22 protein-coding genes, 5 tRNA genes and 1 pseudogene are annotated in these 22382 nt (G+C 45.9%); 25 read left to right on the top strand and 3 right to left on the bottom strand.

Going from position 1 to position 22382, the window contains the following annotated elements; all coding sequences use genetic code 11:
• Positions 1 to 7 precede the first annotated feature (7 nt).
• The 4 genes and pseudogenes from ACMXYS_RS16345 to ACMXYS_RS16330 all read left to right on the top strand — a co-directional run bounded on the left by ACMXYS_RS16345 (position 8) and on the right by ACMXYS_RS16330 (position 2895).
• Positions 8 to 1045: pseudogene (locus ACMXYS_RS16345) on the top strand (NADP(H)-dependent aldo-keto reductase).
• Between the two features lie 118 nt (positions 1046 to 1163).
• Entirely contained in the window at positions 1164 to 1571 is a 408-nt protein-coding gene (locus tag ACMXYS_RS16340) for a CBS domain-containing protein (protein ID WP_415882761.1), read from the top strand.
• 175 nt (positions 1572 to 1746) lie between these two features.
• A complete protein-coding gene (gene ppk2 / locus ACMXYS_RS16335; RefSeq protein ID WP_415882760.1) occupies positions 1747 to 2652 on the top strand; it encodes a polyphosphate kinase 2 in 906 nt (301 codons plus the stop codon).
• A gap of 18 nt (positions 2653 to 2670) precedes the next feature.
• Entirely contained in the window at positions 2671 to 2895 is a 225-nt protein-coding gene (locus ACMXYS_RS16330) for a phosphatase (RefSeq protein WP_415897124.1), read from the top strand.
• A gap of 64 nt (positions 2896 to 2959) precedes the next feature.
• On the opposite strand, the gene ACMXYS_RS16325 is transcribed toward ACMXYS_RS16330, so the two are convergent.
• Positions 2960 to 3613 carry an HAD family hydrolase gene (locus tag ACMXYS_RS16325; protein WP_415897123.1) on the bottom strand — a complete coding sequence of 218 codons (654 nt, stop codon included), beginning with the start codon at positions 3611 to 3613 and terminating at the stop codon, positions 2960 to 2962.
• 136 nt (positions 3614 to 3749) lie between these two features.
• Between ACMXYS_RS16325 and ACMXYS_RS16320 the strand changes: the two genes are divergently transcribed.
• Both ACMXYS_RS16320 and ptsP read left to right on the top strand, forming a co-directional pair.
• Positions 3750 to 4241 (top strand): RNA pyrophosphohydrolase, encoded by a 492-nt coding sequence (locus tag ACMXYS_RS16320; protein WP_415882757.1) that lies wholly within the window; start codon positions 3750 to 3752, stop codon positions 4239 to 4241.
• Positions 4242 to 4256: 15 nt separating this feature from the next.
• A complete protein-coding gene (gene ptsP, locus ACMXYS_RS16315) occupies positions 4257 to 6530 on the top strand; it encodes a phosphoenolpyruvate--protein phosphotransferase (RefSeq protein ID WP_415882756.1) in 2274 nt (757 codons plus the stop codon).
• Between the two features lie 22 nt (positions 6531 to 6552).
• Here ptsP and ACMXYS_RS16310 read toward each other — a convergent pair whose 3' ends face one another.
• Positions 6553 to 7323, bottom strand: coding sequence for an NRDE family protein (locus ACMXYS_RS16310; RefSeq protein WP_415882755.1), 771 nt, complete (start codon positions 7321 to 7323; stop codon positions 6553 to 6555).
• A gap of 84 nt (positions 7324 to 7407) precedes the next feature.
• Between ACMXYS_RS16310 and ACMXYS_RS16305 the strand changes: the two genes are divergently transcribed.
• Positions 7408 to 8208 carry a sulfite exporter TauE/SafE family protein gene (locus tag ACMXYS_RS16305; protein ID WP_415882754.1) on the top strand — a complete coding sequence of 267 codons (801 nt, stop codon included), beginning with the start codon at positions 7408 to 7410 and terminating at the stop codon, positions 8206 to 8208.
• A 10-nt stretch (positions 8209 to 8218) separates the two neighbouring features.
• Positions 8219 to 8995 (top strand): prolipoprotein diacylglyceryl transferase, encoded by a 777-nt coding sequence (gene lgt, locus ACMXYS_RS16300; RefSeq protein WP_415882753.1) that lies wholly within the window; start codon positions 8219 to 8221, stop codon positions 8993 to 8995.
• Positions 8996 to 9045: 50 nt separating this feature from the next.
• Here the strand turns inward: lgt and ACMXYS_RS16295 are convergent, their stop codons facing one another.
• On the bottom strand, positions 9046 to 9897 hold the full coding sequence (locus tag ACMXYS_RS16295) for a thymidylate synthase (protein WP_415897122.1): 852 nt from the start codon (positions 9895 to 9897) through the stop codon (positions 9046 to 9048).
• A gap of 122 nt (positions 9898 to 10019) precedes the next feature.
• On the opposite strand from ACMXYS_RS16295, the gene folA reads away from it, so the two are divergent.
• The 17 genes from folA (at position 10020) to rpoB (ending at position 22352) form a co-directional block, all read left to right on the top strand.
• A complete protein-coding gene (folA, locus tag ACMXYS_RS16290) occupies positions 10020 to 10523 on the top strand; it encodes a type 3 dihydrofolate reductase (protein ID WP_415882751.1) in 504 nt (167 codons plus the stop codon).
• Positions 10524 to 10538: 15 nt separating this feature from the next.
• Positions 10539 to 11513 carry a bifunctional biotin--[acetyl-CoA-carboxylase] ligase/biotin operon repressor BirA gene (birA, locus tag ACMXYS_RS16285; RefSeq protein ID WP_415882750.1) on the top strand — a complete coding sequence of 325 codons (975 nt, stop codon included), beginning with the start codon at positions 10539 to 10541 and terminating at the stop codon, positions 11511 to 11513.
• A complete protein-coding gene (locus ACMXYS_RS16280; protein ID WP_415897121.1) occupies positions 11510 to 12223 on the top strand; it encodes a type III pantothenate kinase in 714 nt (237 codons plus the stop codon). The genes birA and ACMXYS_RS16280 overlap by 4 nt, the downstream gene beginning before the upstream one ends.
• Positions 12224 to 12225: 2 nt before the next feature.
• Entirely contained in the window at positions 12226 to 12879 is a 654-nt protein-coding gene (locus ACMXYS_RS16275) for a hypothetical protein (protein ID WP_415897120.1), read from the top strand.
• 34 nt (positions 12880 to 12913) lie between these two features.
• Positions 12914 to 12989, top strand: a tRNA-Thr gene (locus ACMXYS_RS16270).
• A gap of 31 nt (positions 12990 to 13020) precedes the next feature.
• Positions 13021 to 13104 (top strand) — tRNA-Tyr (locus ACMXYS_RS16265).
• A gap of 11 nt (positions 13105 to 13115) precedes the next feature.
• A tRNA-Gly gene (locus tag ACMXYS_RS16260) sits at positions 13116 to 13190 on the top strand.
• Between the two features lie 11 nt (positions 13191 to 13201).
• Positions 13202 to 13276 (top strand) — tRNA-Thr (locus tag ACMXYS_RS16255).
• An 86-nt stretch (positions 13277 to 13362) separates the two neighbouring features.
• Positions 13363 to 14586 carry an elongation factor Tu gene (gene tuf, locus ACMXYS_RS16250; protein WP_415882739.1) on the top strand — a complete coding sequence of 408 codons (1224 nt, stop codon included), beginning with the start codon at positions 13363 to 13365 and terminating at the stop codon, positions 14584 to 14586.
• A 65-nt stretch (positions 14587 to 14651) separates the two neighbouring features.
• Positions 14652 to 14727 (top strand) — tRNA-Trp (locus ACMXYS_RS16245).
• Positions 14728 to 14740: 13 nt separating this feature from the next.
• Positions 14741 to 15157, top strand: a complete 417-nt coding sequence (gene secE, locus ACMXYS_RS16240) for a preprotein translocase subunit SecE (RefSeq protein ID WP_415882747.1) — start codon at positions 14741 to 14743, stop codon at positions 15155 to 15157.
• Between the two features lie 13 nt (positions 15158 to 15170).
• The gene (gene nusG / locus ACMXYS_RS16235; protein WP_415882746.1) at positions 15171 to 15704 is read left to right on the top strand and encodes a transcription termination/antitermination protein NusG; all 534 of its coding nucleotides are present in this window, start codon (positions 15171 to 15173) and stop codon (positions 15702 to 15704) included.
• Between the two features lie 101 nt (positions 15705 to 15805).
• Positions 15806 to 16240: a 50S ribosomal protein L11 gene (rplK, locus tag ACMXYS_RS16230; protein ID WP_297305736.1), complete on the top strand. Its 435-nt coding sequence runs from the start codon at positions 15806 to 15808 to the stop codon at positions 16238 to 16240.
• The gene (gene rplA / locus ACMXYS_RS16225) at positions 16240 to 16935 is read left to right on the top strand and encodes a 50S ribosomal protein L1 (RefSeq protein WP_415882745.1); all 696 of its coding nucleotides are present in this window, start codon (positions 16240 to 16242) and stop codon (positions 16933 to 16935) included. Before rplK ends, rplA begins: the two co-directional genes overlap by 1 nt.
• A 214-nt stretch (positions 16936 to 17149) precedes the next feature.
• A complete protein-coding gene (gene rplJ, locus ACMXYS_RS16220; RefSeq protein ID WP_415882744.1) occupies positions 17150 to 17641 on the top strand; it encodes a 50S ribosomal protein L10 in 492 nt (163 codons plus the stop codon).
• A gap of 70 nt (positions 17642 to 17711) precedes the next feature.
• Positions 17712 to 18083, top strand: a complete 372-nt coding sequence (gene rplL / locus ACMXYS_RS16215) for a 50S ribosomal protein L7/L12 (RefSeq protein WP_007021372.1) — start codon at positions 17712 to 17714, stop codon at positions 18081 to 18083.
• Between the two features lie 168 nt (positions 18084 to 18251).
• On the top strand, positions 18252 to 22352 hold the full coding sequence (gene rpoB / locus ACMXYS_RS16210) for a DNA-directed RNA polymerase subunit beta (RefSeq protein WP_415882743.1): 4101 nt from the start codon (positions 18252 to 18254) through the stop codon (positions 22350 to 22352).
• The last annotated feature ends 30 nt before the right edge of the window (positions 22353 to 22382 follow it).

Below are 22382 nucleotides of genomic sequence, written 5' to 3'. Positions count from 1 at the left end.
CTTTACCATGCAATATCGTCAGCTAGGTAATACTGATCTCAATGTGAGTCTGATCTGTCTGGGAACTATGACCTTCGGTCGACAAAACACTGAGGTCGAAGCGTTTGAACAGCTGGATTATGCCTGAGCGCAAGGTGTCAATTTTCTTGATGCTGCTGAGATGTATCCAGTGCCTGTGGATGAGCGTTATCAGGGGCTAACAGAGACCTACATCGGTAACTGGATGAAGCAACGGAATAACCGCGATAAGGTGATCGTTGCAACAAAGGTTGCGGGGCCTGGAGATTTTGTCAGCTTTATCCGCCCTGATATGCATTTTGATCGCAAAAATATTCGTGAAGCGATCCAAGGCAGTTTAAAGCGTCTTCAAACCGATTATATCGACTTATACCAACTCCACTGGCCAGATCGCACCACTAATTTCTTTGGTAAGTTAGGCTATCAGCATGCTCCAGAAAACGATGGGGCAGCAATTTTGGAAACCCTAAACATTTTAAAAGAGCTGGTGGATGAAGGCTTGATTAGATATGTGGGTTTATCCAATGAAACGGCATGGGGAACCATGAAGTTTCTAGCTTATGCTGAGCAATTAGGCCTGCCGCGAGTTGTTTCCGTACAGAATCCCTACAATTTGTTAAACCGCTCCTCTGAGGTGGGTTTAACCGAGGTTTTGATGCGTGAGCAGGTGTCTCTACTGCCGTATTCACCAATGGCATTTGGTACCTTGAGTGGCAAGTACCTTAATGGCGCTCAGCCTGAGAAGGGCCGTTTAACCCTGTTTCCTGATTACACTCGATATCTGAATGAACAAGGTATAAAAGCGACTGAAGAGTATGTATCGCTAGCGCGAGCGCATAATTTGGATCCAGCTCAGATGGCGTTGGCTTTTGTTAATAGTCGTGATTTTGTCGCCAGTAATATTATTGGCGCAACGACCATGGGGCAGCTGACAGCCAATATAGACTCCGTAAACCTTAACCTTGATGAAGGTTTACTGGCGGAGATTGAAGCGATTCATGTCCGCTATCCGAATCCATGCCCATAGCTTTGGCGAATCGATCAAAAAGGGGAGCTTTAACAGCTCCCCTTTTTTGTTGTGAATTTGTCATTTTCGAGTTCTTTGCCAGACTGTAATCAGCAAGATAAAACAGGTGGGTAGGGTTATGTTACAAGTAAAAGATGCAATGTTTCCTGTGAATAAGCCGCTAAGTGCAGATATGCCCCTAGTTGAGGCGGTTTCTCATATTCTAGATTCTGGGTATTTAGGCTTACCGGTAGTAGATAAAAACTTGAAGGTGGTTGGCTTTTTATCAGAGTTTGATTGTTTGCCTTATTTAGTTACCGACAGTTATCACTGTGATAGCCACGAAATTGTTGGCGATATTATGCGTACCGATCCACTTACGGTTTCACCGGGATTGAGTATTGTCGATTTAGCTCAGCAGATGGGTTTGGATAAACCAAAAGTGTATGCAGTGGTTGAGCAGAATAAGCTAGTGGGTATCATCACGCGAAGCATGTTGATGCATGAGCTAAATGAGTCCTTGAAGCACTGTAAAGTGGTGGCTTAAGGGCTGTTATTCCGTGAAGGTTTAATCGGAAAGGGCGGGGATCATACCGAAGAATAATTATAGAGGGAACGTTAACTTTTAAAATACTAATGGTTGTTTGATCTATATCAGAAACTCCTGATGTAGTAGGCGCATAATCAGTAATACTGATTAACCGAACTAGAGAGGTAAGCCTATGAACCAGGAGTTACAGACCCCAGATGTTGATGTTCAAACTGCAGATGTGATCTTGCCACCGCAAGAAGAAATTTGCCCTACTGTACTGCTGGATCAGGAAGTTACTGATCTGTTTGAGTCCAGCGAATACCCTTACGATACAAAAATTTCCCGCAAAGAATACGAAAAGCGTAAAAAAGAGCTGCAGATAGAACTGTTGAAGATGCAGAACTGGGTGCGTGAGACCGGGCAGCGTGTTGTTATCCTCTTTGAAGGGCGTGACGCAGCCGGTAAAGGCGGAACCATCAAACGTATTATGGAGCACCTTAATCCCCGTGGTGCACGTGTGGTGGCGTTGGAAAAGCCGACCGAGCAAGAGAAAGGACAGTGGTATTTCCAGCGTTACATCAACCATCTTCCTACGGCTGGTGAGATAGTGCTGTTTGACCGTTCTTGGTACAACCGTGCTGGGGTTGAGAAAGTAATGAACTTCTGTTCGCCATCTGAGTATTTAGAGTTTATGCGTCAGACCCCTGATCTGGAGCGTATGCTGGCGCGAAGTGGCATCAAACTGTTTAAGTTCTGGTTCTCGGTAAGCCGTGACGAGCAGTTCCGACGTTTTCAGGCTCGCCGTGTAGATCCGTTGAAACAATGGAAGCTTTCTCCAATTGATTTGGCCTCTTTGGATAAGTGGGATTCATATACAGAAGCCAAAGAATCGATGTTTTTCTATACCGACACAGCAGATGCGCCTTGGACTGTGATTAAGTCTGACGATAAGAAGCGCGCAAGACTTAATGCAATGCGCCATCTACTTAGTCGTATGCCTTATCCGAATAAAAGTGAAGAGATTGATCTTCAGCCGGATCCGCAAATCGTCAGCAATGCCCAAGGGCAAATTGATCGTCACCCAGTGCATAAGTAAGAGTTAAGGAGTAAAACGATGACAATGAAACAAACTGCACATGCTCAACATGTTGTCTCGTCTTTTAAGGAGAGATTACCAACAGTAATGTGTAACGATATTGGTGAAGAGCATTTTGATGAGTTAGCACTGTTGATTGAGTCAGCGATCAGTGCGGCTGTTTTGGCAGAGATGGAAAAGGCTGCCGATAAGATTGATAAGTTAGCTCACGATGTTCGTCATTTTGCAGAACATTTTGATTGAGTTTTAACAGAAATAAAAAAGAGAGGCTATTGCCTCTCTTTTTTGTGCGGATGTTTACACCTGATCAACGTAGATCAAGCACAGGCCAAAGGTTGGCGTTGGCATGATCTTCCAGCGTTTCATCTGGGTTTACTGCGACTGGATGAGTTACTTTCTCCAGCAACGGTAAGTCATTGTGGGAATCACTATAGAAATAACTGCCTTCTAAATTGAAGTCATTATGTTTTAACCATTCATTCAGGCGCGTTACTTTGCCATCTTGGAAGCAAGGTATACCCGCAACTTTGCCTGTGTACTCGCCATCCACTTCTTCTGGGTCTGTTGCAATAATGTCGTCAACGCCCAGCTTGTCTGCGATAGGGCCTGTTACAAAGCGGTTAGTCGCTGTGATAATAAGCAAGTAATCACCTTGTTCGCGGTGGTTCTGTAGAAGCTCAGCCGCTTTAGGCAGCATAATTGGAATAATTTTAGATTCCATGAACTCTAAATGCAGTTTATCTAGTTCTGCACGTTGCATCTGAGCCAAAGGCTTTAGAGCAAAGGTAAGGAATTCGAAAATATCTAATCCGCCATTCTTATATTGCTCGTAAAAGTAGTCGTTTGCGCGACTATACTCATCGCTATCTACAATTCCTTTTTCGCACAGGAATTCGCCCCATGCGTGATCGCTGTCACCGGCAAGAAGAGTATTGTCCAGATCAAAAATTGCTAAGCTCAAAAGAGGTTCCTCAACGAATAAGATAGTGTCGCAAGGATAGGGAGGATATGCTTTGAATGCAATTGTCTGAAAAGGGATTTGCTGAGTATCAAAGAATTATGGAACAATAGCTGAAAAATAATTAGGAATAACTAAAGTGATTGATTCAGATGGGTTCAGGCCGAATGTCGGTATCATTCTGGCTAACTCGCTGGGTCAGGTCCTTTGGGCAAGACGAATTGGCCAAGATGCTTGGCAGTTTCCGCAGGGGGGAATCAATGAGGATGAAACCCCTGAAGAAGCAATGTATCGCGAATTAAGAGAAGAGATTGGACTTGCTGCAGAAGATGTAGAAATTGTTGCAGTAACCCGAGGTTGGTTGAGATACCGATTGCCCAAACGAATGATCCGGCGCAATTCGCATCCGGTATGTGTTGGCCAGAAGCAAAAATGGTTTTTGCTACGGATGTTAAGCGCAGATAGTGCGGTAAAAATTGATCACACTGAATCGCCAGAGTTTGATGGTTGGCGTTGGGTGAGCTATTGGTATCCGCTAGGACAGGTTGTGTCATTTAAACGAGAGGTGTATCGCAAGGCAATGCGAGAATTATCACCTAAACTATCGAGATTTAATGCCATAAATACCTAGAAGGAGAGACACTGAATGCTGGATGTGTTGAAGAAGATTGTACAGGAAGTCAGTATCGCGCCAGATTTGGACTCGGTACTGAATCTGATTGTGCGTCGCATCCAGCGTGCTATGTCCACAGAGGTTTGTTCTGTTTATCTATTTGATCCCGAGGATCAATGTTATGTTTTGATGGCGACCGAGGGTCTAAATCAAGAAGCGGTAGGTAGTGTTCGCTTATCTGCCGAAGAAGGCTTGGTTGGTATGGTGGTGGATCGTGCCGAACCGATTAACCTTGAAAACGCCTCTGAACATCCCGCCTACAAATATGTTGAGTCCACTGGTGAAGAGCGTTTTAACTCTTTCCTCGGTGTGCCGATTATCCATCACCGCGGTGTTTTAGGGGTCTTAGTTGTTCAGCAAAAAGCGCAGCGCCGTTTTGATGAGAGCGAAGAAGCTTTTCTGGTTACATTATCTGCGCAACTAGCAGGTGCGATTGCTCATGCTGAAGCCACAGGCTCTTTAGGTGCGATGGGTGAAGAGCCTAGTAGCGAGATTGTTAACTTACGCTTTGAAGGTGTACCGGGTTCTGCTGGCGTAGCTATTGGTTCGGCTACGGTTGTTGCGCCTCCTGCAGATCTGAATTCAGTTCCGGATAAAGTTGCCAAAGATGTAGAGCAGGAAATTGCGAACTTTGAAGCTGCGTTAAAGCTTGTTCGACGGGATATCAAAGTAGTTGGGCGCAGTTTAGCCCAGCGTTTACGTTCTGAAGAGCAGGCGCTGTTCGATGTTTATCTTCGAATGTTGGATGACAACGCTTTGGCTGGTGAAGTGGTTGCTCGAATTCGTCAAGGGAACTGGGCGCAAGGTGCGCTCCGTGAAGTTGTTACGGAACATGTGCGTCAGTTTTCGATGATGGATGATCCCTATCTGCGTGAACGTGCGACTGATATCAAAGATTTAGGGCGTCGAGTGCTCGCCTATCTGCAAGAAGACGCACCGGCGGTACTCGAATTTACCGATGAAACCATACTGGTTGCTGATGAATTAACTCCGGCGATGCTTGGTGAAGTGCCGAGCGAGAAGTTGGTCGGTTTAGTTTCTGTTCATGGCTCCAGTAATTCTCATGCTGCGATCCTTGCTCGTTCCATGGGTATTCCGACCATTATGGGAGCAGTGGATCTGCCCTTGACGCGTATTGATGGTCGAGAGCTGATTCTTGATGGCTACTCAGGTCGAATCTATGTTCAGCCGGGAGAAGATCTACTAACGGCCTACAGAGATATCTTGCGCGGTGAACAAGAGCAGGCTGCCGAACTTGAAGCGATTAAGGACCTTCCTGCGGAAACTACAGATGGTTTCCGTATGCCTCTTTGGGTAAATACAGGTTTGATCGCCGATGTGGCGCGTTCACTGGATCGTGGCGCAGAAGGTATCGGACTGTATCGAACCGAAGTGCCTTTCATGATTCGAGAGTTCTTCCCGAGTGAGCAGGATCAAGCACAGACGTATCGTAAACAGTTAGAAGCATTCCATCCTCGCCCAGTGACAATGCGTACCTTGGATATCGGTGGAGATAAGTCACTACCTTACTTTCCAATTGAAGAGGAAAACCCATTCTTGGGATGGCGTGGTATCCGAGTGACGCTGGATCATCCTGAGATCTTCCTTGTGCAAGTACGCGCAATGCTTAAAGCAGGTGAAGGTTACGGTAATCTACGTATCATGTTGCCGATGGTGACCAGCGTAGGCGAAGTAGAAGAAGCAAGTCGTCAGATTGATCGTGCAGTTAAAGAACTGCAAGATGAAGGGCATGATATAGAGCGTCCATTGGTGGGTGTGATGGTTGAGGTGCCGGCTGCTGTTTATCAGGTACGCCGATTTGCCCGTCGTGTCGATTTTATCTCAGTGGGTTCCAACGACCTTACTCAGTATCTGCTTGCCGTAGATCGTAATAACCCTCGTGTTGCTGATCTGTATGTTAGTTACCATCCCGCTGTTCTTAGGGCGCTGGTTTTCATTGCGCGAGAAGCCCATAAAGAAAACGTTACAGTGTCTATCTGTGGTGAATTAGCGTCTGAGCCAGGCGGTGCTTTGCTGTTGATGGCAATGGGCTATGACGTGCTATCAATGAACGCGACCAATCTGCCTAAAGTAAAAGCGGCAATCCGCCAAGTGAGTAAGGAAGATGCGGGTCAACTCCTGAAAGATGTGATGGCGATGGATGATGCTGATCGTATTCAGCAGTTTATCAATGAGCGTCTCACTGACTTGGGTATAGCGCTGCCAAAACAGCCGGTTGTTGTTTAGTCTGTTTTTTTCCTTGAGGTCGCTACCCTAAGGCTGGCAAAGTAAGTTGATACTCACTTCTTTTTAAGGGGCCATTATAGTCGTATCCTTGTTCGATAACTGTTGTGCAGCCATCGAGTTCTTGCAGAAGGAGCGTTATAGCCCGAGTGCCATAAGTCTCTGATCGAATAAAGCTAGAAGAGAGCTGTTTTTCCCATTCAAAAGGTACGCCGGTGTCCGGCAAGTTTTCGTCTGCAGCCTGTTGATCGTTAAGCATAATCTCAAACAAAGCCTGCTCAGAAATCATCTCATTTTCGATTTTATCTACTAGCGCCTGTTTTACTTGGGTAAGCTTTGGCCAAGGCGTGTCTAGAAGCGCATTACTCATTCCGTATACGCCGGGTTGTAATTGTTGCGTTTGGCCTCCGCGGTTAGAACTGTAGTACAGACCTGTTTTGTCCCCTGTAAGCAGATTAAAATCGCCGTATTGTGATTTTTCTTTCTCCAATTGCGCTAAATAGCTTTTCGCATCAGTAGAACCCGTTAAAAAATTGGCTGTAAGCTCACCGCGAGATTTTTTCGATTTGGCCATGTTGTTGCCATCACGAAAATTGGTAACGGCTGAGAACTTTCCTGCTTTATTGATGCCCAACCAAGTGCCCATCTGTTCTAGATCCCTTCCGGCAAGCACCTGAGTCTGATCGGGCCAAAAATGTATCGCTTGACTGGCTCTTTGATAAAACTCGTCGCGATTGGCGAGTAAAATCAGGGAGTACTTAGGGTGGGTCTTATACGCGAATGTTATTAAGCACATAGGTAATAGGCCATTAATTGGGTAATATAGCGATCGTTTTTATTGTAAGTGCAAATCGCACAAAGGCAGAGTAAAGGATAAAAGATGCTGATCACAATTCTTACCTACTTAATTCTAGGCGCAGCAGCAGGGGTTGTTGCAGGCTTATTTGGTATTGGTGGTGGTCTGTTGATCGTGCCGGTATTGGTCTTTTGCTTTGAATTGCAGGGGATGGCGCCTAGCGTGTTAACCCATGCAGCGGTTGCCACCTCTTTAGCGACCATAGTAGTGACTTCGATCAGCTCTACTATGGCACATAACAGCAAAGGTGCAGTCCGCTGGGATATTTTTAAGCCTTTAACAGCTGGTATTTTGTTGGGTGCATTTCTCGGCGTTAAAACTGCGGGGCAAATGACTGGTGAATGGCTACAAATTGCGTTGGGCGGCTTTGCTATTTTGGTTTCGATCCAAATGGCGTTGAACTTAAAGCCTGATGCGGGTGAAATATCGGCGAGTACCAAATCTTTTGTTATCTCAGGTGGTGTGATTGGTTGGCTTTCCAGTATTTTTGGTATTGGTGGTGGAACCCTGACAGTGCCTTATCTCACCTGGGGGCGAGTACAGATGCAACAAGCAGTGGCTACTTCAGCTGCCTGTGGTCTTCCGATTGCAGTAATGGCGGCGTTAACCAATGTTTGGGAAGGTTGGGGGAATGCTGATATGCCTGATTGGAGTGCAGGTTATGTCTACCTACCTGCATTTGCAGGTATTGTTTTGACCAGTTCTTATTTTGCTAAGTTTGGTGCTAAATGGGCGCACAGTCTGCCAGGACCAGTTTTAAAACGGATTTTTGCAGTCTTTTTATTCTGTGTAGGGCTGCGTTTCTTAATCAGTAATCTAGTTTAGGAGTAGTGCTGTGTGGGTTCATGATATCAACCCGATTGCATTAGATGTTGGGCCATTGCAGATTCATTGGTACGGCTTGATGTATTTGATCGGCTTTGCCGCAGCTTGGTGGCTAGGTGTAAGGCGAGCGCGTTTACCTGGTTCTGGCTGGACTGAAGAGCAGATATCAGATCTGATCTTCTGGGGTGCTATGGGCGTGGTATTGGGTGGTCGAATGGGGTATGTCCTGTTCTATCACCTTGATCGATTCCTGCAAGATCCGCTTTGGCTATTTGCTATCTGGGAAGGGGGGATGTCTTTCCACGGAGGTTTGCTCGGTGTTATCGCGGCCATGTATCTGTTTGGTCGTAAACACGGTAAATCCCTATTTACCATGACGGACTTTGTAGCGCCTTTGGTGCCGATTGGTTTAGGTGCAGGCCGTATTGGTAACTTTATTGGTGGTGAGCTTTGGGGGCGTGTTACCGATGGGCCTTGGGGTGTGGTATTTCCTCGCGGAGGTGATCTGCCTCGTCATCCTTCTCAGTTGTATGAATTTGCACTAGAAGGGCTTGTGCTATTCGTGGTGCTTTGGTGGTTCTCATCTAAACCGCGACCGAAAATGGCTGTTTCTGGATTATTCCTACTGCTCTATGGTTTGTTCCGATCTTTAGTAGAATTCGTGCGTGAACCGGACGCGCATCTTCAGTTTATCGCATTTGAGTGGCTAACCATGGGTCAGTTGCTTTCTTTGCCGATGATACTGCTGGGGATGTTGTTGGTTGGGCTCGCTTATAAGCGCGGATGAAATTGAGCTTAAAAAAGAGGCCAAATAGGCCTCTTTTTTTATTGTCTGATCTAAACCGAGAACGGATACTGAATTGGGTCATGGTGCTGATAACCATCAACTTCAAAGTCATCAACGGTTACCCATGTTTCTAAATCTTCCAGCGTTTTGATATCTGGATTGATTTTAAAGGTCGGTAACGGTAACGGCTCACGTTTAAGCTGCACATCACGCATTAGCTCGACTTGGTCTTCATAAATATGGGCGTTTACGATCTTGTGATACGCCTTACCCGGTTTATGACCGGTGATCTGCGCTACGATCGCTAGCAAGAAGTACACCTGCACCATATTAAACGTCAGACCTAATGGCACATCGCAGCTTCGCTGAGTGCTGTTTAGGTAAAGTGTATCGCCTAGCAGTGAGAAATGATGGCTATACATGCAAGGTCGTAAGCAGCCCATGTGGAAGGCGCCCGGGTGATAGAAGGTATAGATCTCACCACGGTCATCAATACCGTTTGATAGGTTATCCACAATTTTGCGCAATAGGTCGATACTGCCGCCATCGGGTTTTGGGAAGTTTCTGCCTACTTTTCCGTAGATGAAACCGCAATCATCTTCACCCTTTCGATATGGATTAGCTAGCCACTCAGCATTGTCGTTGGCATTGGCATCCCATGTTTTGGTGCCAATCTTGCGAAAATCTGCTGCGTTATCATAACCGCGGAGATAACCTAACATCTCTGCAATCGCTGATTTGTAAAAGCACTTGCGCGTAGTCACCATAGGGAACAGCCCTTGGCCGACGTCATAAGTTAAATCAGCATTAATGACGGTAAGGCAGCGTTTGCCTGTGCGTTTGTTTTCTACCCAAACGCCTTCATCGATAATTCTTTGGCACAGATCTAGGTATTGTCTCATTGGTTTGTGCTTAACCCTGTGTTTAAATTCAGTGAGATTATGTTACCGAATGTTAAGTATTTTTGGTAAGAATATAAAATGATGCTTAATATCTTAGCGATATAAGTCGATTAGGAGTTTCGATGAACTTAGCAATTATTGTTGCACAAGCTAAAAATCGAGTGATTGGCGTTAACAATAAGCTGCCATGGCACTTACCTGAAGATCTACGTTACTTTAAACAAGTGACTATGGGTAAGCCGATTATCATGGGGCGAAATACCTATGAGTCTATAGGCCGTCCACTACCTGGGCGCACCAATATCGTTATCTCTAGACAGGAATCTTATGCGCCTCAAGGTGTCAAAGTTGTTTCTAGCCTAGAAGCGGCTATTGATATGGCTGAAAGTGTAGCAATGATCGATGGTGCATCCGAGGCGATGGTCATTGGTGGCGGTCAGATTTATGCGCAAGCGTTAGAGAAGGCTGATCGTTTATATCTGACAGAAGTTGATGCAGAAATAGAAGGGGATGCTTGGTTCCCTGAGTTTGCGCGAGAAAATTGGAAAGAAGTGGGTAGAGAAGATTTCTCTGCAGAAGGACCTAACCCATACAACTATAGCTTTATTGTTTTAGATAAAATTTAAAGAAGGCAAAGTAGTATGACGCTCCGTTCGTTGTTGTCTATTCTAGCTGATGGCAAATTCCACTCCGGTCGAGAATTGGGAGAGGAAATTGGAATCAGCCGTAGTGCGATCTGGAAACATATACGCCGTATCGAAGAAAGCGGTCTTGAAGTCTACAGTGTTAAAGGGCGAGGTTATCGAGTCCCGGGTGGTGTAGAGCTACTGGATTATGAGCAGATTAAATCTGCTTTACGCCCAGAGGTTGCAGAACTAATTAAATGTCCAGAGATTCCGTTAACCATTGCCTCTACTAATGAGATGGCTATGAAGGAGTCTCAGAAGGGAGATTGTCATGGGCGTTTGTTTGTTGCTGAGCAGCAGACAGAAGGTCGTGGTCGACGAGGTCGCAGCTGGGTTAGCCCTTTTGCTCGCAATCTTTATTTCTCTTTAGTATGGCGATTTGAGCAGGGCGCTGCAGCACTTGAGGGTTTGAGTCTGCTGATCGGTCTATCTCTTGTTAAAGCATTGGAAGTACTCTCGGTTGATGGGGTTGAGCTGAAATGGCCAAACGACCTACTTTATCAAGGCAAAAAACTTGCAGGGATTTTGATTGAGTTAAATGGAGAAGCGTCCGGTCAATGCCAAGTGATTATTGGTGTTGGTATGAATGTGAATATGCCAAAAGAACAGGCTGAAGATATCGATCAGCCTTGGACCGATCTTAAAACTATTGCTGGCACTGATGTAAGCCGCAATCGACTATTAGCCGAAGTTATTAATCAGCTAGTAGTAAGGCTTGAAGAGTTTGAGCGCACAGGCTTTGCTGCATGGGTTGATGAGTGGCAGTCCTACCATGCTATGCAGAATAAAGAGATCGTATTGCAGGTTGGTGAGAAGATGGTAGAAGGTGTTTGCAACGGTATCGATACCTCCGGCGCACTGCTTCTACAAACGCCGTCTGGCGTGCAGGCTTTTCACGGTGGAGAAGTGAGTGTTCAGCGAAACTTATGATTCTTGAAATAGATGCTGGCAATACGTTTATAAAGTGGCGAGTGCTCGAACAGAATGGTGCTCGAGGTAAGCTGTTAACGCGAGAATTGAACGAGCAGTCAATTCCGGATAGCTGGCTACAAAAATTTTCAAAAATCAGAGTAACGTCAGTTGCAGGTAAAGAGATAAGCCTGCAACTGCAAGCAATTTTTCAAGCGCTAGAGCAAGTCGAGCCTTTATTTGCTAAAACAACAGCAGAGCAAGCTGGATTAAAAAATAGCTATGTCGATCCGGAGCGGATGGGGGTTGATCGTTGGTTGGCTATGTTAGCGGCCTTTAAAAAAGCGGGTGGCGCTTGTTGTGTGGTCGATTGTGGAAGTGCGATTACTGTCGATCACGTTGATCATAAAGGACAACATATAGGCGGTCATATCATTCCTGGTCTCAGGTTGATGCAAAAAGGCCTATTAGAAAACACATCTGAAATTCTTATCGATCATTCACTTAAGTCCTTTAATCCTCAGCCAGGCAAAGATACAAATTCAGCCGTGTCTAACGGAATTGATTTTGCGTTTGTTGCTTTGGCGGAAAAAATTGTAAAGGATCTAAAAATTGAGCATAGCGCGCTCTATATAACAGGCGGTGATGGCGAGCTGTTCTACAAGATGGCTGGATGCGGGCACCTAGAGCCTGATTTAGTCTTAGACGGTTTGGCTTGGGCGTTGGCTTAGTTATGTTTCGTTGGTTGTTTCTCTTTCTATTATTAGCCAATGCGGTATTACTGTTTTGGCATTCGATCCAGCTAGAGCCAGAGGCCAATAAAATCTCTGAGGCTCGCCAGCAGCTGAATATATTAAAGCTGGTTGCTGAGATGGATCAGGATGCTCTTGAAAGGCTGAAGGCTGAGAAGTCTAGCCGGCAAGAGTGTTTGTGGTTTACTGGTTTTGAAACCGATGTAAAAGCAGCTGCCGTGACGCAATTTATTGTCGGTTTAGGCGGTCAGGCTGAATATAAAGCGATAGAAGTAGCTGTTGCTAGCTATGTGGTAGTGATTTCCTTACCGGAAGATCTAAAGAAACGCTTGGCTTTAATGGATTACCTGGAAAACAAGGGGTTAAGTGAAGTTGGTGACGAATTACTGGACTTTGAATACAGCCTAGAAGGTTATAGTAATAAAGAATCGGCTGTAGAGCAGGTAAAGGTACTATCGTCACTAGCAATTGATAGTCGTGTAGAAAAGCGCGAATCTACTGGAACTCGCTATGTTGTTGTAATGGATGCCTCAGGTGATCGAAATTTATCCAGTAAAATCAAAGAAATAGTCAAAGAAAACTATTATTTTATAAAAATTGAAAAAAAGTTGTGTAAAGGGGTTGCAAAGCCCTGATTCGGTGGTAACATACGCGCCACTTCATTGAGACGCCGGTATAGCTCAGTTGGTAGAGCAACTGACTTGTAATCAGTAGGTCCCGAGTTCGACTCTTGGTGCCGGCACCATCTCATAGGTCAGTGAAGTTTTGAAATTGTTGGTGAGGTTCCCGAGTGGCCAAAGGGATCAGACTGTAAATCTGACGCGTAAGCTTCGGTGGTTCGAATCCACCCCTCACCACCATTCACAGTAAGGCGGGTATGGTATAGTGGCTATTACCTCAGCCTTCCAAGCTGAAGAGGCGGGTTCGATTCCCGCTACCCGCTCCAAGTGAGACTAAGCTCAAGTAGCTCAGGGGTAGAGCACACCCTTGGTAAGGGTGAGGTCGGCGGTTCAATTCCGCTCTTGAGCTCCAGAATTTATTTTTAGGGTAGATATAGTAATATATCTGCCCTTTGTTATATTTGGCACTTTGTAAATTAATTTGCACTGGACAGACTGATGGCTAAAGAACAATTTGAACGCTCAAAACCGCACGTTAACGTTGGTACAATCGGCCACGTTGACCACGGTAAAACTACTCTAACAGCAGCTCTAACTCGCGTATGTGCAGAAGTATGGGGCGGCGACGCTGTTGCATTTGACGGTATCGACAACGCTCCAGAAGAGCGTGAGCGTGGTATCACAATCGCAACTTCTCACGTTGAGTATGATTCTCCAGAACGTCACTACGCACACGTAGACTGTCCAGGCCACGCCGATTATGTTAAGAACATGATCACTGGTGCTGCACAGATGGATGGCGCGATCCTTGTATGTGGCGCGACTGATGGTCCAATGCCACAGACTCGTGAGCATATCCTACTATCTCGTCAGGTAGGTGTACCTTACATCGTAGTATTCCTAAACAAAGCAGACCTACTAGCAGAAGACTGTGGTGGTGCTGACTCTGAAGAATACGCTGAGATGCTAGAATTGGTTGAAATGGAGCTTCGTGAGCTTCTAGACCAGTACGAATTCCCAGGTGATGACACTCCAATCATCCCAGGTTCTGCTCTAATGGCCCTAAACGGCGAAGACGACAACGAACTTGGTACTACTGCTGTTAAGACTCTAGTTGAAACTCTAGACTCTTACATCCCAGAGCCAGAGCGTGCTATCGACGGTGCATTCATCATGCCTATCGAGGACGTATTCTCTATCCAGGGTCGTGGTACTGTAGTAACTGGTCGTGTTGAGCGCGGTATCATCAAGGTTGGTGAAGAAGTTGAAATCGTAGGTATCAAAGAAACTACGACTACTACTTGTACTGGTGTTGAGATGTTCCGTAAGCTTCTTGACGAAGGTCGTGCTGGTGAGAACGTTGGTGTTCTACTGCGCGGTACTAAACGTGAAGAGGTTGAGCGTGGTCAAGTACTAGCAGCTCCAGGTTCTATTACTCCTCACACTCGTTTCGAGGGTGAAGTATACGTACTATCCAAAGAAGAAGGCGGTCGTCACACTCCATTCTTCAAAGGTTACCGTCCACAGTTCTACTTCCGTACAACTGACATCACTGGTGCATGTGAGCTTCCAGAGGGTGTAGAAATGGTAATGCCTGGTGATAACGTTCAAATGGACGTTACACTAATCAACCCAGTAGCAATGGAAGAAGGTCTACGTTTCGCGATTCGTGAAGGTGGCCGTACTGTAGGTGCTGGTGTTGTATCTAAAATTGTTGAATAAAATCAACAATTAGGTATTGCCAACTGGTAGGGAGGCTTATACAATATGCCTCCCTATTATGCAGTAGGCCAGTGGCTCAATTGGCAGAGCAGCGGTCTCCAAAACCGCAGGTTGGGGGTTCGAGTCCCTCCTGGCCTGCCATCTCTTTTCTGAGATGGCATCAAGACACAAGCTATTTTTAAGTAATCCTGAGGCCCTAAGCGTGAATGCCAAAGTGAATTCCGAAGGTTCAAAGTTTGATGCCCTTAAGTGGGTCGCTGTAGTAGCAATTGTTACTGCGGGCGTTGTAGGTAACTCTGTATACGCAGATCAGTCTTTGTTCTACCGTGTGGTTGCACTGCTTGTGTTAGCGTTGATTGCAGGTTTTATCTCTCTGCAAACAGCAAAAGGGAAAGCGTTTTTTACTTTGTTTAAAGAAGCAAAGCAGGAAATTCGCAAAGTAGTATGGCCGACACGTCAAGAAACAGCGCAGACAACAGCGATTGTTGTGGTTGTGGTTCTGATTATGGGTTTGGCGTTGTGGGGGCTTGACTCATTGTTGAGCTGGTTAGTATCTGGAGCAATAGGTTAAGAGGCTGATAAGCATGTCTAAGCGTTGGTATGTTGTTCATGCGTACTCCGGGTACGAAAAGCGTGTAATGAATACGCTGAAAGAACGAATTGAGCTGCATTCTATGCAGGATCTTTTTGGTGAGGTGTTAGTGCCTACCGAAGAGGTTGTTGAAATCCGTGACGGTAAGAAACGTAAATCTGAGCGTAAGTTCTATCCAGGTTATGTGTTGGTGCACATGGATATGAATGATGAAAGCTGGCACTTGGTTAAGAATACGCCGCACGTTCTTGGATTTATCGGTGGTACTGCAGGTAATCCTGCGCCGATCACAGAAGCAGAAGCTAACGAGATCCTAAGTCGAGTTGAGAGCGGTGTTGATAAGCCGCGTCCGAAGACTGTATTCGAGCCGGGTGAAATGGTTCGAGTTATCGATGGGCCGTTTGCTGACTTTAACGGTGTGGTTGAAGAGATTAACTACGAGAAGAACAAGCTGCAGGTGGCAGTGTTGATTTTCGGTCGATCTACACCGGTTGAATTGGATTTCGGTCAGGTCGAAAAAGCCTGATTTAGAGTTTTAAGGAATAACCTCAGCGAGAGCTGGGGTTTTTCTGTCTTGAGAAAATGGGGAGCTGTAAGGCGTTTGAACCCACTAGGAGTTAAATAAAAATGGCTAAGAAGATTGAAGCTTATATCAAGCTGCAAGTTCCTGCCGGCGGCGCTAACCCGTCACCACCAGTAGGTCCTGCGCTAGGTCAGCATGGTGTTAACATCATGGAATTCTGTAAAGCGTTCAATGCTCAAACTCAGAGCATGGAAAACGGCTTGCCAGTTCCTGTTGTAATTACTGTTTATGCTGATCGTAGCTTTACTTTCATCACTAAAACACCTCCAGCAGCAGTTCTTCTGAAGAAAGCTGCAGGTCTTAAGAGCGGTTCTGGTCGTCCAAATACTGAGAAAGTGGGTAACGTTACTCGCGCTCAGATGGAAGAGATCGCAACTGTTAAAATGCCTGACCTAACTGCTGCAGATATGGATGCAGCTGTACGTACTATCGCAGGTACTGCGCGTAGCATGGGTCTGATTCCGGAGGGTGATGAGTAATGGCTAAGTTGACTAAGCGTCAGAAGCTAATCGCTGAGAAAGTTGAAGCGGGTAAAGCTTACTCTATTGAAGATGCAGTTTCTCTACTATCTGAACTTTCTACTGTTAAGTTCAAAGAGACTGTTGATGTTGCTGTAAACCTTGGTGTTGATCCGCGTAAATCTGATCAGGTTGTTCGTGGTTCTACTGTACTGCCAAACGGTACTGGTAACGATGTTCGTGTAGCTGTATTTGCTCAAGGCGAAAACGCTGAGAAAGCAAAAGCTGCAGGTGCTGATGTTGTTGGTTTCGAAGACCTAGCAGAGCAGATGAAAGGTGGCGATCTGGACTTCGGTGTTGTTATCGCAACTCCAGACGCAATGCGTGTTGTTGGTCAGCTTGGTCAGGTTCTAGGTCCGCGTGGCCTAATGCCTAACCCTAAAGTTGGCACAGTAACTCCAGATGTTGTTACTGCTGTAAACAATGCTAAAGCTGGTCAGGTTCGTTTCCGTACTGACAAGAACGGCATCATCCACGCAGGTGTTGGTAAAGCTGACTTCGAAGCGGCTGCTATCAAGCAGAACATCGAAGCACTAGTTGCTGACCTTAAGAAGCTGAAACCAGCTTCTGCTAAAGGCGTGTATCTTAAGAAAGTAACCCTGTCGACTACTATGGGTCCAGGTTTGCTAGTTGATCAGGCTTCTCTAGAAGTTTAATCGACATGAAAGGTTTTTTGAGGGTCTTCTGTACCTGTTACACAGAGATGAAGGCCGTCAAAGACCGCAGGTGATAAGGGTTTCCTTATCTTAATGGGCTAAACCAGCCTGCGCAGACGGTGAGATTCTGTATTTGAATCAAACCACCGTACTCGGAAAGCCTCAGAAATGAGGCGGTTGGTAATAAGTCGAAAGACTACTCCAGGAGTAAATCGTGGCATTAGGACTCGAAGATAAAAAAGCGATCGTCGCTGAAGTCCAGGAAGCTGCATCTAGTGCTCTGTCTGCTGTTGTTGCGGATTCCCGCGGCGTTGAAGTAGGCGATATGACTGCACTGCGTAAAGAAGCTCGTGAAAACGGCGTATGGCTTAAAGTTGTACGTAACACGCTTGCTAAGCGCGCAGTTGAAGGCACTGACTATGCATGCCTACAGGACACTTTCAAAGGTCCAAGTATCATTGCTTTCTCTCAGGAACACCCGGGCGCTGGCGCTCGTATCCTGAAGAACTTTGCGAAAGACAATGAGAACTTTGAACTGAAAGCAGCAGCATTCGAAGGTGAAGTTGTAGACGTGGCTATGCTAGCAAGCTTGCCAACTTACGACGAAGCAATTGCGAAGCTGATGGCTTGCATGAAAGAAGCTGCAGCCGGCAAACTATGCCGTACTATTGCAGCAGTTCGCGACCAGAAAGAAGAAGCTGCGTAAGTTTATACGCACCTTTATTTATACAAGTTTTAATGAGCCTTCGGGCTTACAAATATCAGGAATATAGAAAATGTCTCTGACTAACGAAGATATCCTAAACGCAATTGCTGAAATGTCTGTTAAGGACGTTGTTGCTCTTATCGAAGCAATGGAAGAAAAATTCGGTGTAACTGCTGCTGCTGCTGTAGCTGCTGGTCCTGCTGGCGATGCTGGTGCGGCTGCTGAAGAGAAAACTGAATTTGACGTTATCCTAACTGCTGCTGGCGATAAGAAAGTTAACGTAATCAAAGCAGTACGTGGCGCTACAGGTCTTGGCCTGAAAGAAGCTAAAGGCATCGTTGACGGCGCTCCAGCTGCTGTTAAAGAAGGCGTTAGCAAAGAAGAAGCTGAAGAACTTCAGAAAGCACTGGAAGAAGCTGGCGCTTCTGTTGAAGTTAAGTAATAACTTCATGCTAATCCGAACAGATTTCTGTTCGAAGTGCTGACGGCTGGTGGCTATATGCCACCGGCCTTTTTCCGTTATTTATAGACAGCAAATAAATAGCGGTAACACAGTCCGAAACGGGTTTTCGGCCTGCTTATAAATTGGTGCACTTGCTGGGGAACACTGATGGCTTATTCATACACTGAAAAGAAACGCATCCGTAAGGACTTCGGTAAATTGCCGCAAGTAATGGATGTGCCTTACTTGCTGGCAATTCAGCTTGACTCCTATAAAAAGTTTTTGCAGACAGGGGTTGAAGCAGCAGATCGTTTAGATGCTGGTCTGCATGCAGCATTTAACTCCGTCTTCCCGATCGTGTCCTATTCTGGAAATGCATCTCTAGAATATGTTGGCTACCGTCTGGGTGAGCCTGTATTTGACGTAAAAGAGTGTCAAATACGCGGTATTACATACGCAGCGCCTTTGCGTGTGAAAGTTCGTCTGGTTATTTATGACCGTGAATCCAGCAACAAAGCCGTAAAAGATATCAAGGAACAAGAAGTCTACATGGGCGAAATGCCTTTGATGACTGAAAACGGAACTTTCGTAGTTAACGGTACTGAGCGTGTAATCGTATCTCAGCTACACCGTTCACCAGGTGTGTTCTTCGATCACGATAAAGGTAAAACACACTCTTCTGGTAAGCTACTTTACTCTGCGCGAGTGATTCCTTACCGTGGTTCTTGGTTAGACTTTGAATTTGATCCAAAAGATAGCCTATTCGTACGTATTGACCGTCGTCGTAAACTGCCAGCAACTATCTTGTTGCGGGCTTTGGGTTACCAGGCTGAAGAGATCCTAGATATCTTCTTCGATAACACGTCTTGGAACCTGACGTCTGAAACAATCAACATGAAGTTGGTTGCTGATCGTCTACGTGGTGAGACACTATCTTTTGAAGTGAAAGATCCTGAAGGTAATGTGATTGTTGAAGCGGGTCGTCGTATCACGCCTCGTCACATTCGTCAGATGGCAAAAGCCAATATGGAACAGCTTGAAGTACCAATGGAGTACTTGGCTGGTAAGGCGATTGCAAAAGATGTTATTGATCCATCTACAGGTGAGTTGATCTGTGGCTGTAACGCTGAGATTACAGAAGAACTGGTTGAACAGCTTCGCGCTGCAAATATCACTGAGTTCGAAACTCTGTACACGAATGATCTAGATTGTGGTCCATTCATCTCAGATACGCTACGTAATGATCCTACGCGTAACCAGTTAGAAGCATTGGTAGAAATCTACCGTATGATGCGTCCTGGTGAGCCACCAACAAAAGAATCTGCTGAAGCATTGTTCGAAAACCTTTTCTTCACTGAAGAGCGTTACGATCTTTCTGCTGTTGGTCGCATGAAGTTCAATCGCCGTCTAGGTCGCGAAGAAGTTACTGGATCTGGCGTACTAGACAAAGAAGATATTCTTGAGGTTATGAAGACCTTGATTGATATCCGTAACGGTAAAGGTACCGTGGACGATATTGATCACTTGGGTAACCGTCGTATCCGTTCTGTTGGTGAAATGGCAGAAAACCAGTTCCGTGTAGGTCTGGTTCGTGTTGAACGTGCTGTTCGTGAACGTCTAAGCATGGCGGAATCTGATAACCTGATGCCTCAGGATCTAATCAACGCTAAACCTGTTGCGGCTGCAATTAAAGAGTTCTTCGGTTCATCTCAGCTGTCTCAGTTTATGGACCAGAACAACCCGCTTTCAGAAGTAACTCACAAGCGTCGTGTTTCTGCATTAGGTCCAGGTGGTCTAACGCGTGAGCGTGCGGGCTTCGAGGTACGTGACGTACACCCAACTCACTACGGTCGTGTATGCCCAATCGAAACGCCGGAAGGTCCAAACATCGGTTTGATCAACTCTTTGGCAACATTTGCTCGTACAAATGACTATGGTTTCCTAGAGACTCCATACCGTCGTGTAGTCGATGGCAAAGTAACAGATGAGTTGGATTACCTATCTGCGATTGAAGAGAATACATTCGTAATCGCACAGGCGTCTGCAACAATGGATGACGAAGGTCGTCTATTGGATGAGCTTGTAACAGTTCGTCACCTAAACGAAACAACAGTAATGTCACCTGACAAAGTTCAGTACATGGACGTATCTCCACGTCAGGTTGTATCTGTTGCGGCATCATTGATTCCATTCCTAGAGCACGATGATGCGAACCGTGCATTGATGGGATCGAACATGCAGCGTCAGGCTGTACCAACACTACGTGCTGATAAGCCGCTAGTAGGTACTGGTATCGAACGTAACGTAGCTCAAGACTCCGGTGTATGTGTTGTGGCACGTCGCGGTGGTCTGATTGAGTCTGTAGATGCGAGCCGCATCGTTGTTCGTGTAAACGACGACGAAGTTACAGCGGGCGATGCAGGTGTAGATATCTACAACCTGACTAAATACACACGTTCCAACCAAAATACATGTATCAACCAGCGCTCTATCGTTAATCCTGGTGATACTGTAAAAGTTGGCGATGTTATGGCTGATGGTCCATCCGTTGATATGGGTGAACTAGCACTTGGTCAGAACATGCGTATCGCCTTCATGCCTTGGAATGGTTACAACTTTGAGGACTCCATCCTAATTTCTGAGCGTGTAGTTCAGGAAGATCGTTTCACAACTATCCACATTCAGGAACTAACCTGTGTGGCGCGTGATACGAAATTGGGTTCTGAAGAGATTACATCAGATATTCCAAACGTTGGTGAGTCTGCACTAGCGAAGCTTGATGAAGCAGGTATTGTTCACATCGGTGCTGAAGTAGGCCCAGGTGACATCCTTGTAGGTAAAGTAACGCCTAAAGGTGAAAGCCAGCTAACACCAGAAGAGAAGCTGCTGCGTGCGATCTTCGGTGAGAAAGCATCAGACGTTAAAGATACATCTCTACGTGTTAAAACAGGTACTGTTGGTAAAGTAATCGACGTACAAGTATTTACACGTGACGGCGTTCAGAAAGATGAGCGTGCGCTATCTATCGAGAAAGCAGAGCTTGACGCAATCCGTAAGGATTTGAACGAAGAGCTACGTATCGTAGAGCAAGCAACGTTCGAACGTCTAGGTCGTGTACTTGTTGGCTTGAAAGCTGACGGTGGTGCTGGCCTGAAGAAAGGCGAAGAGATTACAGCTGAATTCCTAGCTGGATTGTCTAAATCTGATTGGTTCAACATCCGCGTTTCTGATGAAAATGCAGTTGAACAGCTAGAGCTAGCTCAGAAGCAACTAGAAGATCGTAAAGAATCTCTAGATAAGCGTTTCGAAGATAAGAAGAGCAAGCTGCAGACAGGTGATGATCTTGCACCTGGCGTCCTTAAGATTGTTAAGGTTTACGTTGCTACTAAGCGTCGCGTACAGCCTGGTGACAAGATGGCGGGTCGTCACGGTAACAAGGGTGTTATCTCTGTAATCATGCCTGTAGAAGACATGCCTTACGATGAGAACGGTGAGCCAGTAGATATCGTACTGAACCCACTGGGTGTACCGTCTCGTATGAACGTAGGTCAGATCCTAGAGACACACATGGGTATGGCTGCGAAAGGCTTAGGTCGTCGTATCAATGAGATGCTGGATCAGGAGCGTGAGCGTACTGAAACAGTAACTGAGATTCGTAGCTTCCTAGATCAGATCTATAATGCAGATCTGGGTGCTGGCATGAACAGCCGCACAGAAGATCTAGATAGCTTCTCTGATGATGAGATCCTTGAGCTAGCTAAGAACCTATGTGGTGGTGTGCCTCTAGCTACACCTGCTTTTGACGGTGCGAAAGAGGTTGAATTGAAATCTCTACTACGTCTTGCAGGTTTGAGCGACACAGGTCAGTCAACGTTGTTTGACGGCCGTACCGGCAACAAGTTTGACCGTCCTGTAACTGTTGGTTACATGTACATGCTGAAACTGAACCACTTGGTAGACGACAAAATGCACGCTCGTTCTACTGGTTCTTATAGTCTTGTTACGCAGCAGCCGCTGGGTGGTAAGGCGCAGTTCGGTGGTCAGCGTTTCGGTGAGATGGAGGTATGGGCACTAGAAGCATACGGTGCTGCTTATACTCTACAAGAGATGCTTACAGTTAAGTCCGATGACGTGAATGGTCGTACGAAGATGTATAAGAACATCGTCGACGGCGATCACCGTATGGAGCCGGGTATGCCGGAATCCTTCAACGTACTTATTAAAGAGATCCGTTCTCTGGGTATCGACATCGAGCTCGAATCCGAATAAGCACAAAACTGTATACCAGGCGGGGGTCGC

Origin of the sequence: Neptuniibacter sp. QD57_21, assembly GCF_047778075.1 — a bacterium.
Lineage (GTDB): Bacteria > Pseudomonadota > Gammaproteobacteria > Pseudomonadales > Balneatricaceae > Neptuniibacter.
The sequence above is the reverse complement of the archived record's forward strand: the minus strand, read 5'-3'. Positions and strand labels throughout refer to the sequence as shown.

What these genes read in the sequence shown, in the direction of transcription:
- ACMXYS_RS16340 (WP_415882761.1), top strand. Translation starts at nt 1,164, where the DNA reads ATGTTACAAGTAAAAGATGCAATGTTTCCTGTGAATAAGCCGCTAAGT.
- ppk2 (WP_415882760.1), top strand. Translation starts at nt 1,747, where the DNA reads ATGAACCAGGAGTTACAGACCCCAGATGTTGATGTTCAAACTGCAGAT.
- ACMXYS_RS16330 (WP_415897124.1), top strand. Translation starts at nt 2,671, where the DNA reads ATGACAATGAAACAAACTGCACATGCTCAACATGTTGTCTCGTCTTTT.
- ptsP (WP_415882756.1), top strand. Translation starts at nt 4,257, where the DNA reads ATGCTGGATGTGTTGAAGAAGATTGTACAGGAAGTCAGTATCGCGCCA.
- ACMXYS_RS16310 (WP_415882755.1), bottom strand. Translation starts at nt 7,323, where the DNA reads ATGTGCTTAATAACATTCGCGTATAAGACCCACCCTAAGTACTCCCTG.
- ACMXYS_RS16305 (WP_415882754.1), top strand. Translation starts at nt 7,408, where the DNA reads ATGCTGATCACAATTCTTACCTACTTAATTCTAGGCGCAGCAGCAGGG.
- ACMXYS_RS16295 (WP_415897122.1), bottom strand. Translation starts at nt 9,897, where the DNA reads ATGAGACAATACCTAGATCTGTGCCAAAGAATTATCGATGAAGGCGTT.
- folA (WP_415882751.1), top strand. Translation starts at nt 10,020, where the DNA reads ATGAACTTAGCAATTATTGTTGCACAAGCTAAAAATCGAGTGATTGGC.
- birA (WP_415882750.1), top strand. Translation starts at nt 10,539, where the DNA reads ATGACGCTCCGTTCGTTGTTGTCTATTCTAGCTGATGGCAAATTCCAC.
- ACMXYS_RS16280 (WP_415897121.1), top strand. Translation starts at nt 11,510, where the DNA reads ATGATTCTTGAAATAGATGCTGGCAATACGTTTATAAAGTGGCGAGTG.
- ACMXYS_RS16275 (WP_415897120.1), top strand. Translation starts at nt 12,226, where the DNA reads ATGTTTCGTTGGTTGTTTCTCTTTCTATTATTAGCCAATGCGGTATTA.
- tuf (WP_415882739.1), top strand. Translation starts at nt 13,363, where the DNA reads ATGGCTAAAGAACAATTTGAACGCTCAAAACCGCACGTTAACGTTGGT.
- secE (WP_415882747.1), top strand. Translation starts at nt 14,741, where the DNA reads ATGGCATCAAGACACAAGCTATTTTTAAGTAATCCTGAGGCCCTAAGC.
- nusG (WP_415882746.1), top strand. Translation starts at nt 15,171, where the DNA reads ATGTCTAAGCGTTGGTATGTTGTTCATGCGTACTCCGGGTACGAAAAG.
- rplK (WP_297305736.1), top strand. Translation starts at nt 15,806, where the DNA reads ATGGCTAAGAAGATTGAAGCTTATATCAAGCTGCAAGTTCCTGCCGGC.
- rplA (WP_415882745.1), top strand. Translation starts at nt 16,240, where the DNA reads ATGGCTAAGTTGACTAAGCGTCAGAAGCTAATCGCTGAGAAAGTTGAA.
- rplL (WP_007021372.1), top strand. Translation starts at nt 17,712, where the DNA reads ATGTCTCTGACTAACGAAGATATCCTAAACGCAATTGCTGAAATGTCT.
- rpoB (WP_415882743.1), top strand. Translation starts at nt 18,252, where the DNA reads ATGGCTTATTCATACACTGAAAAGAAACGCATCCGTAAGGACTTCGGT.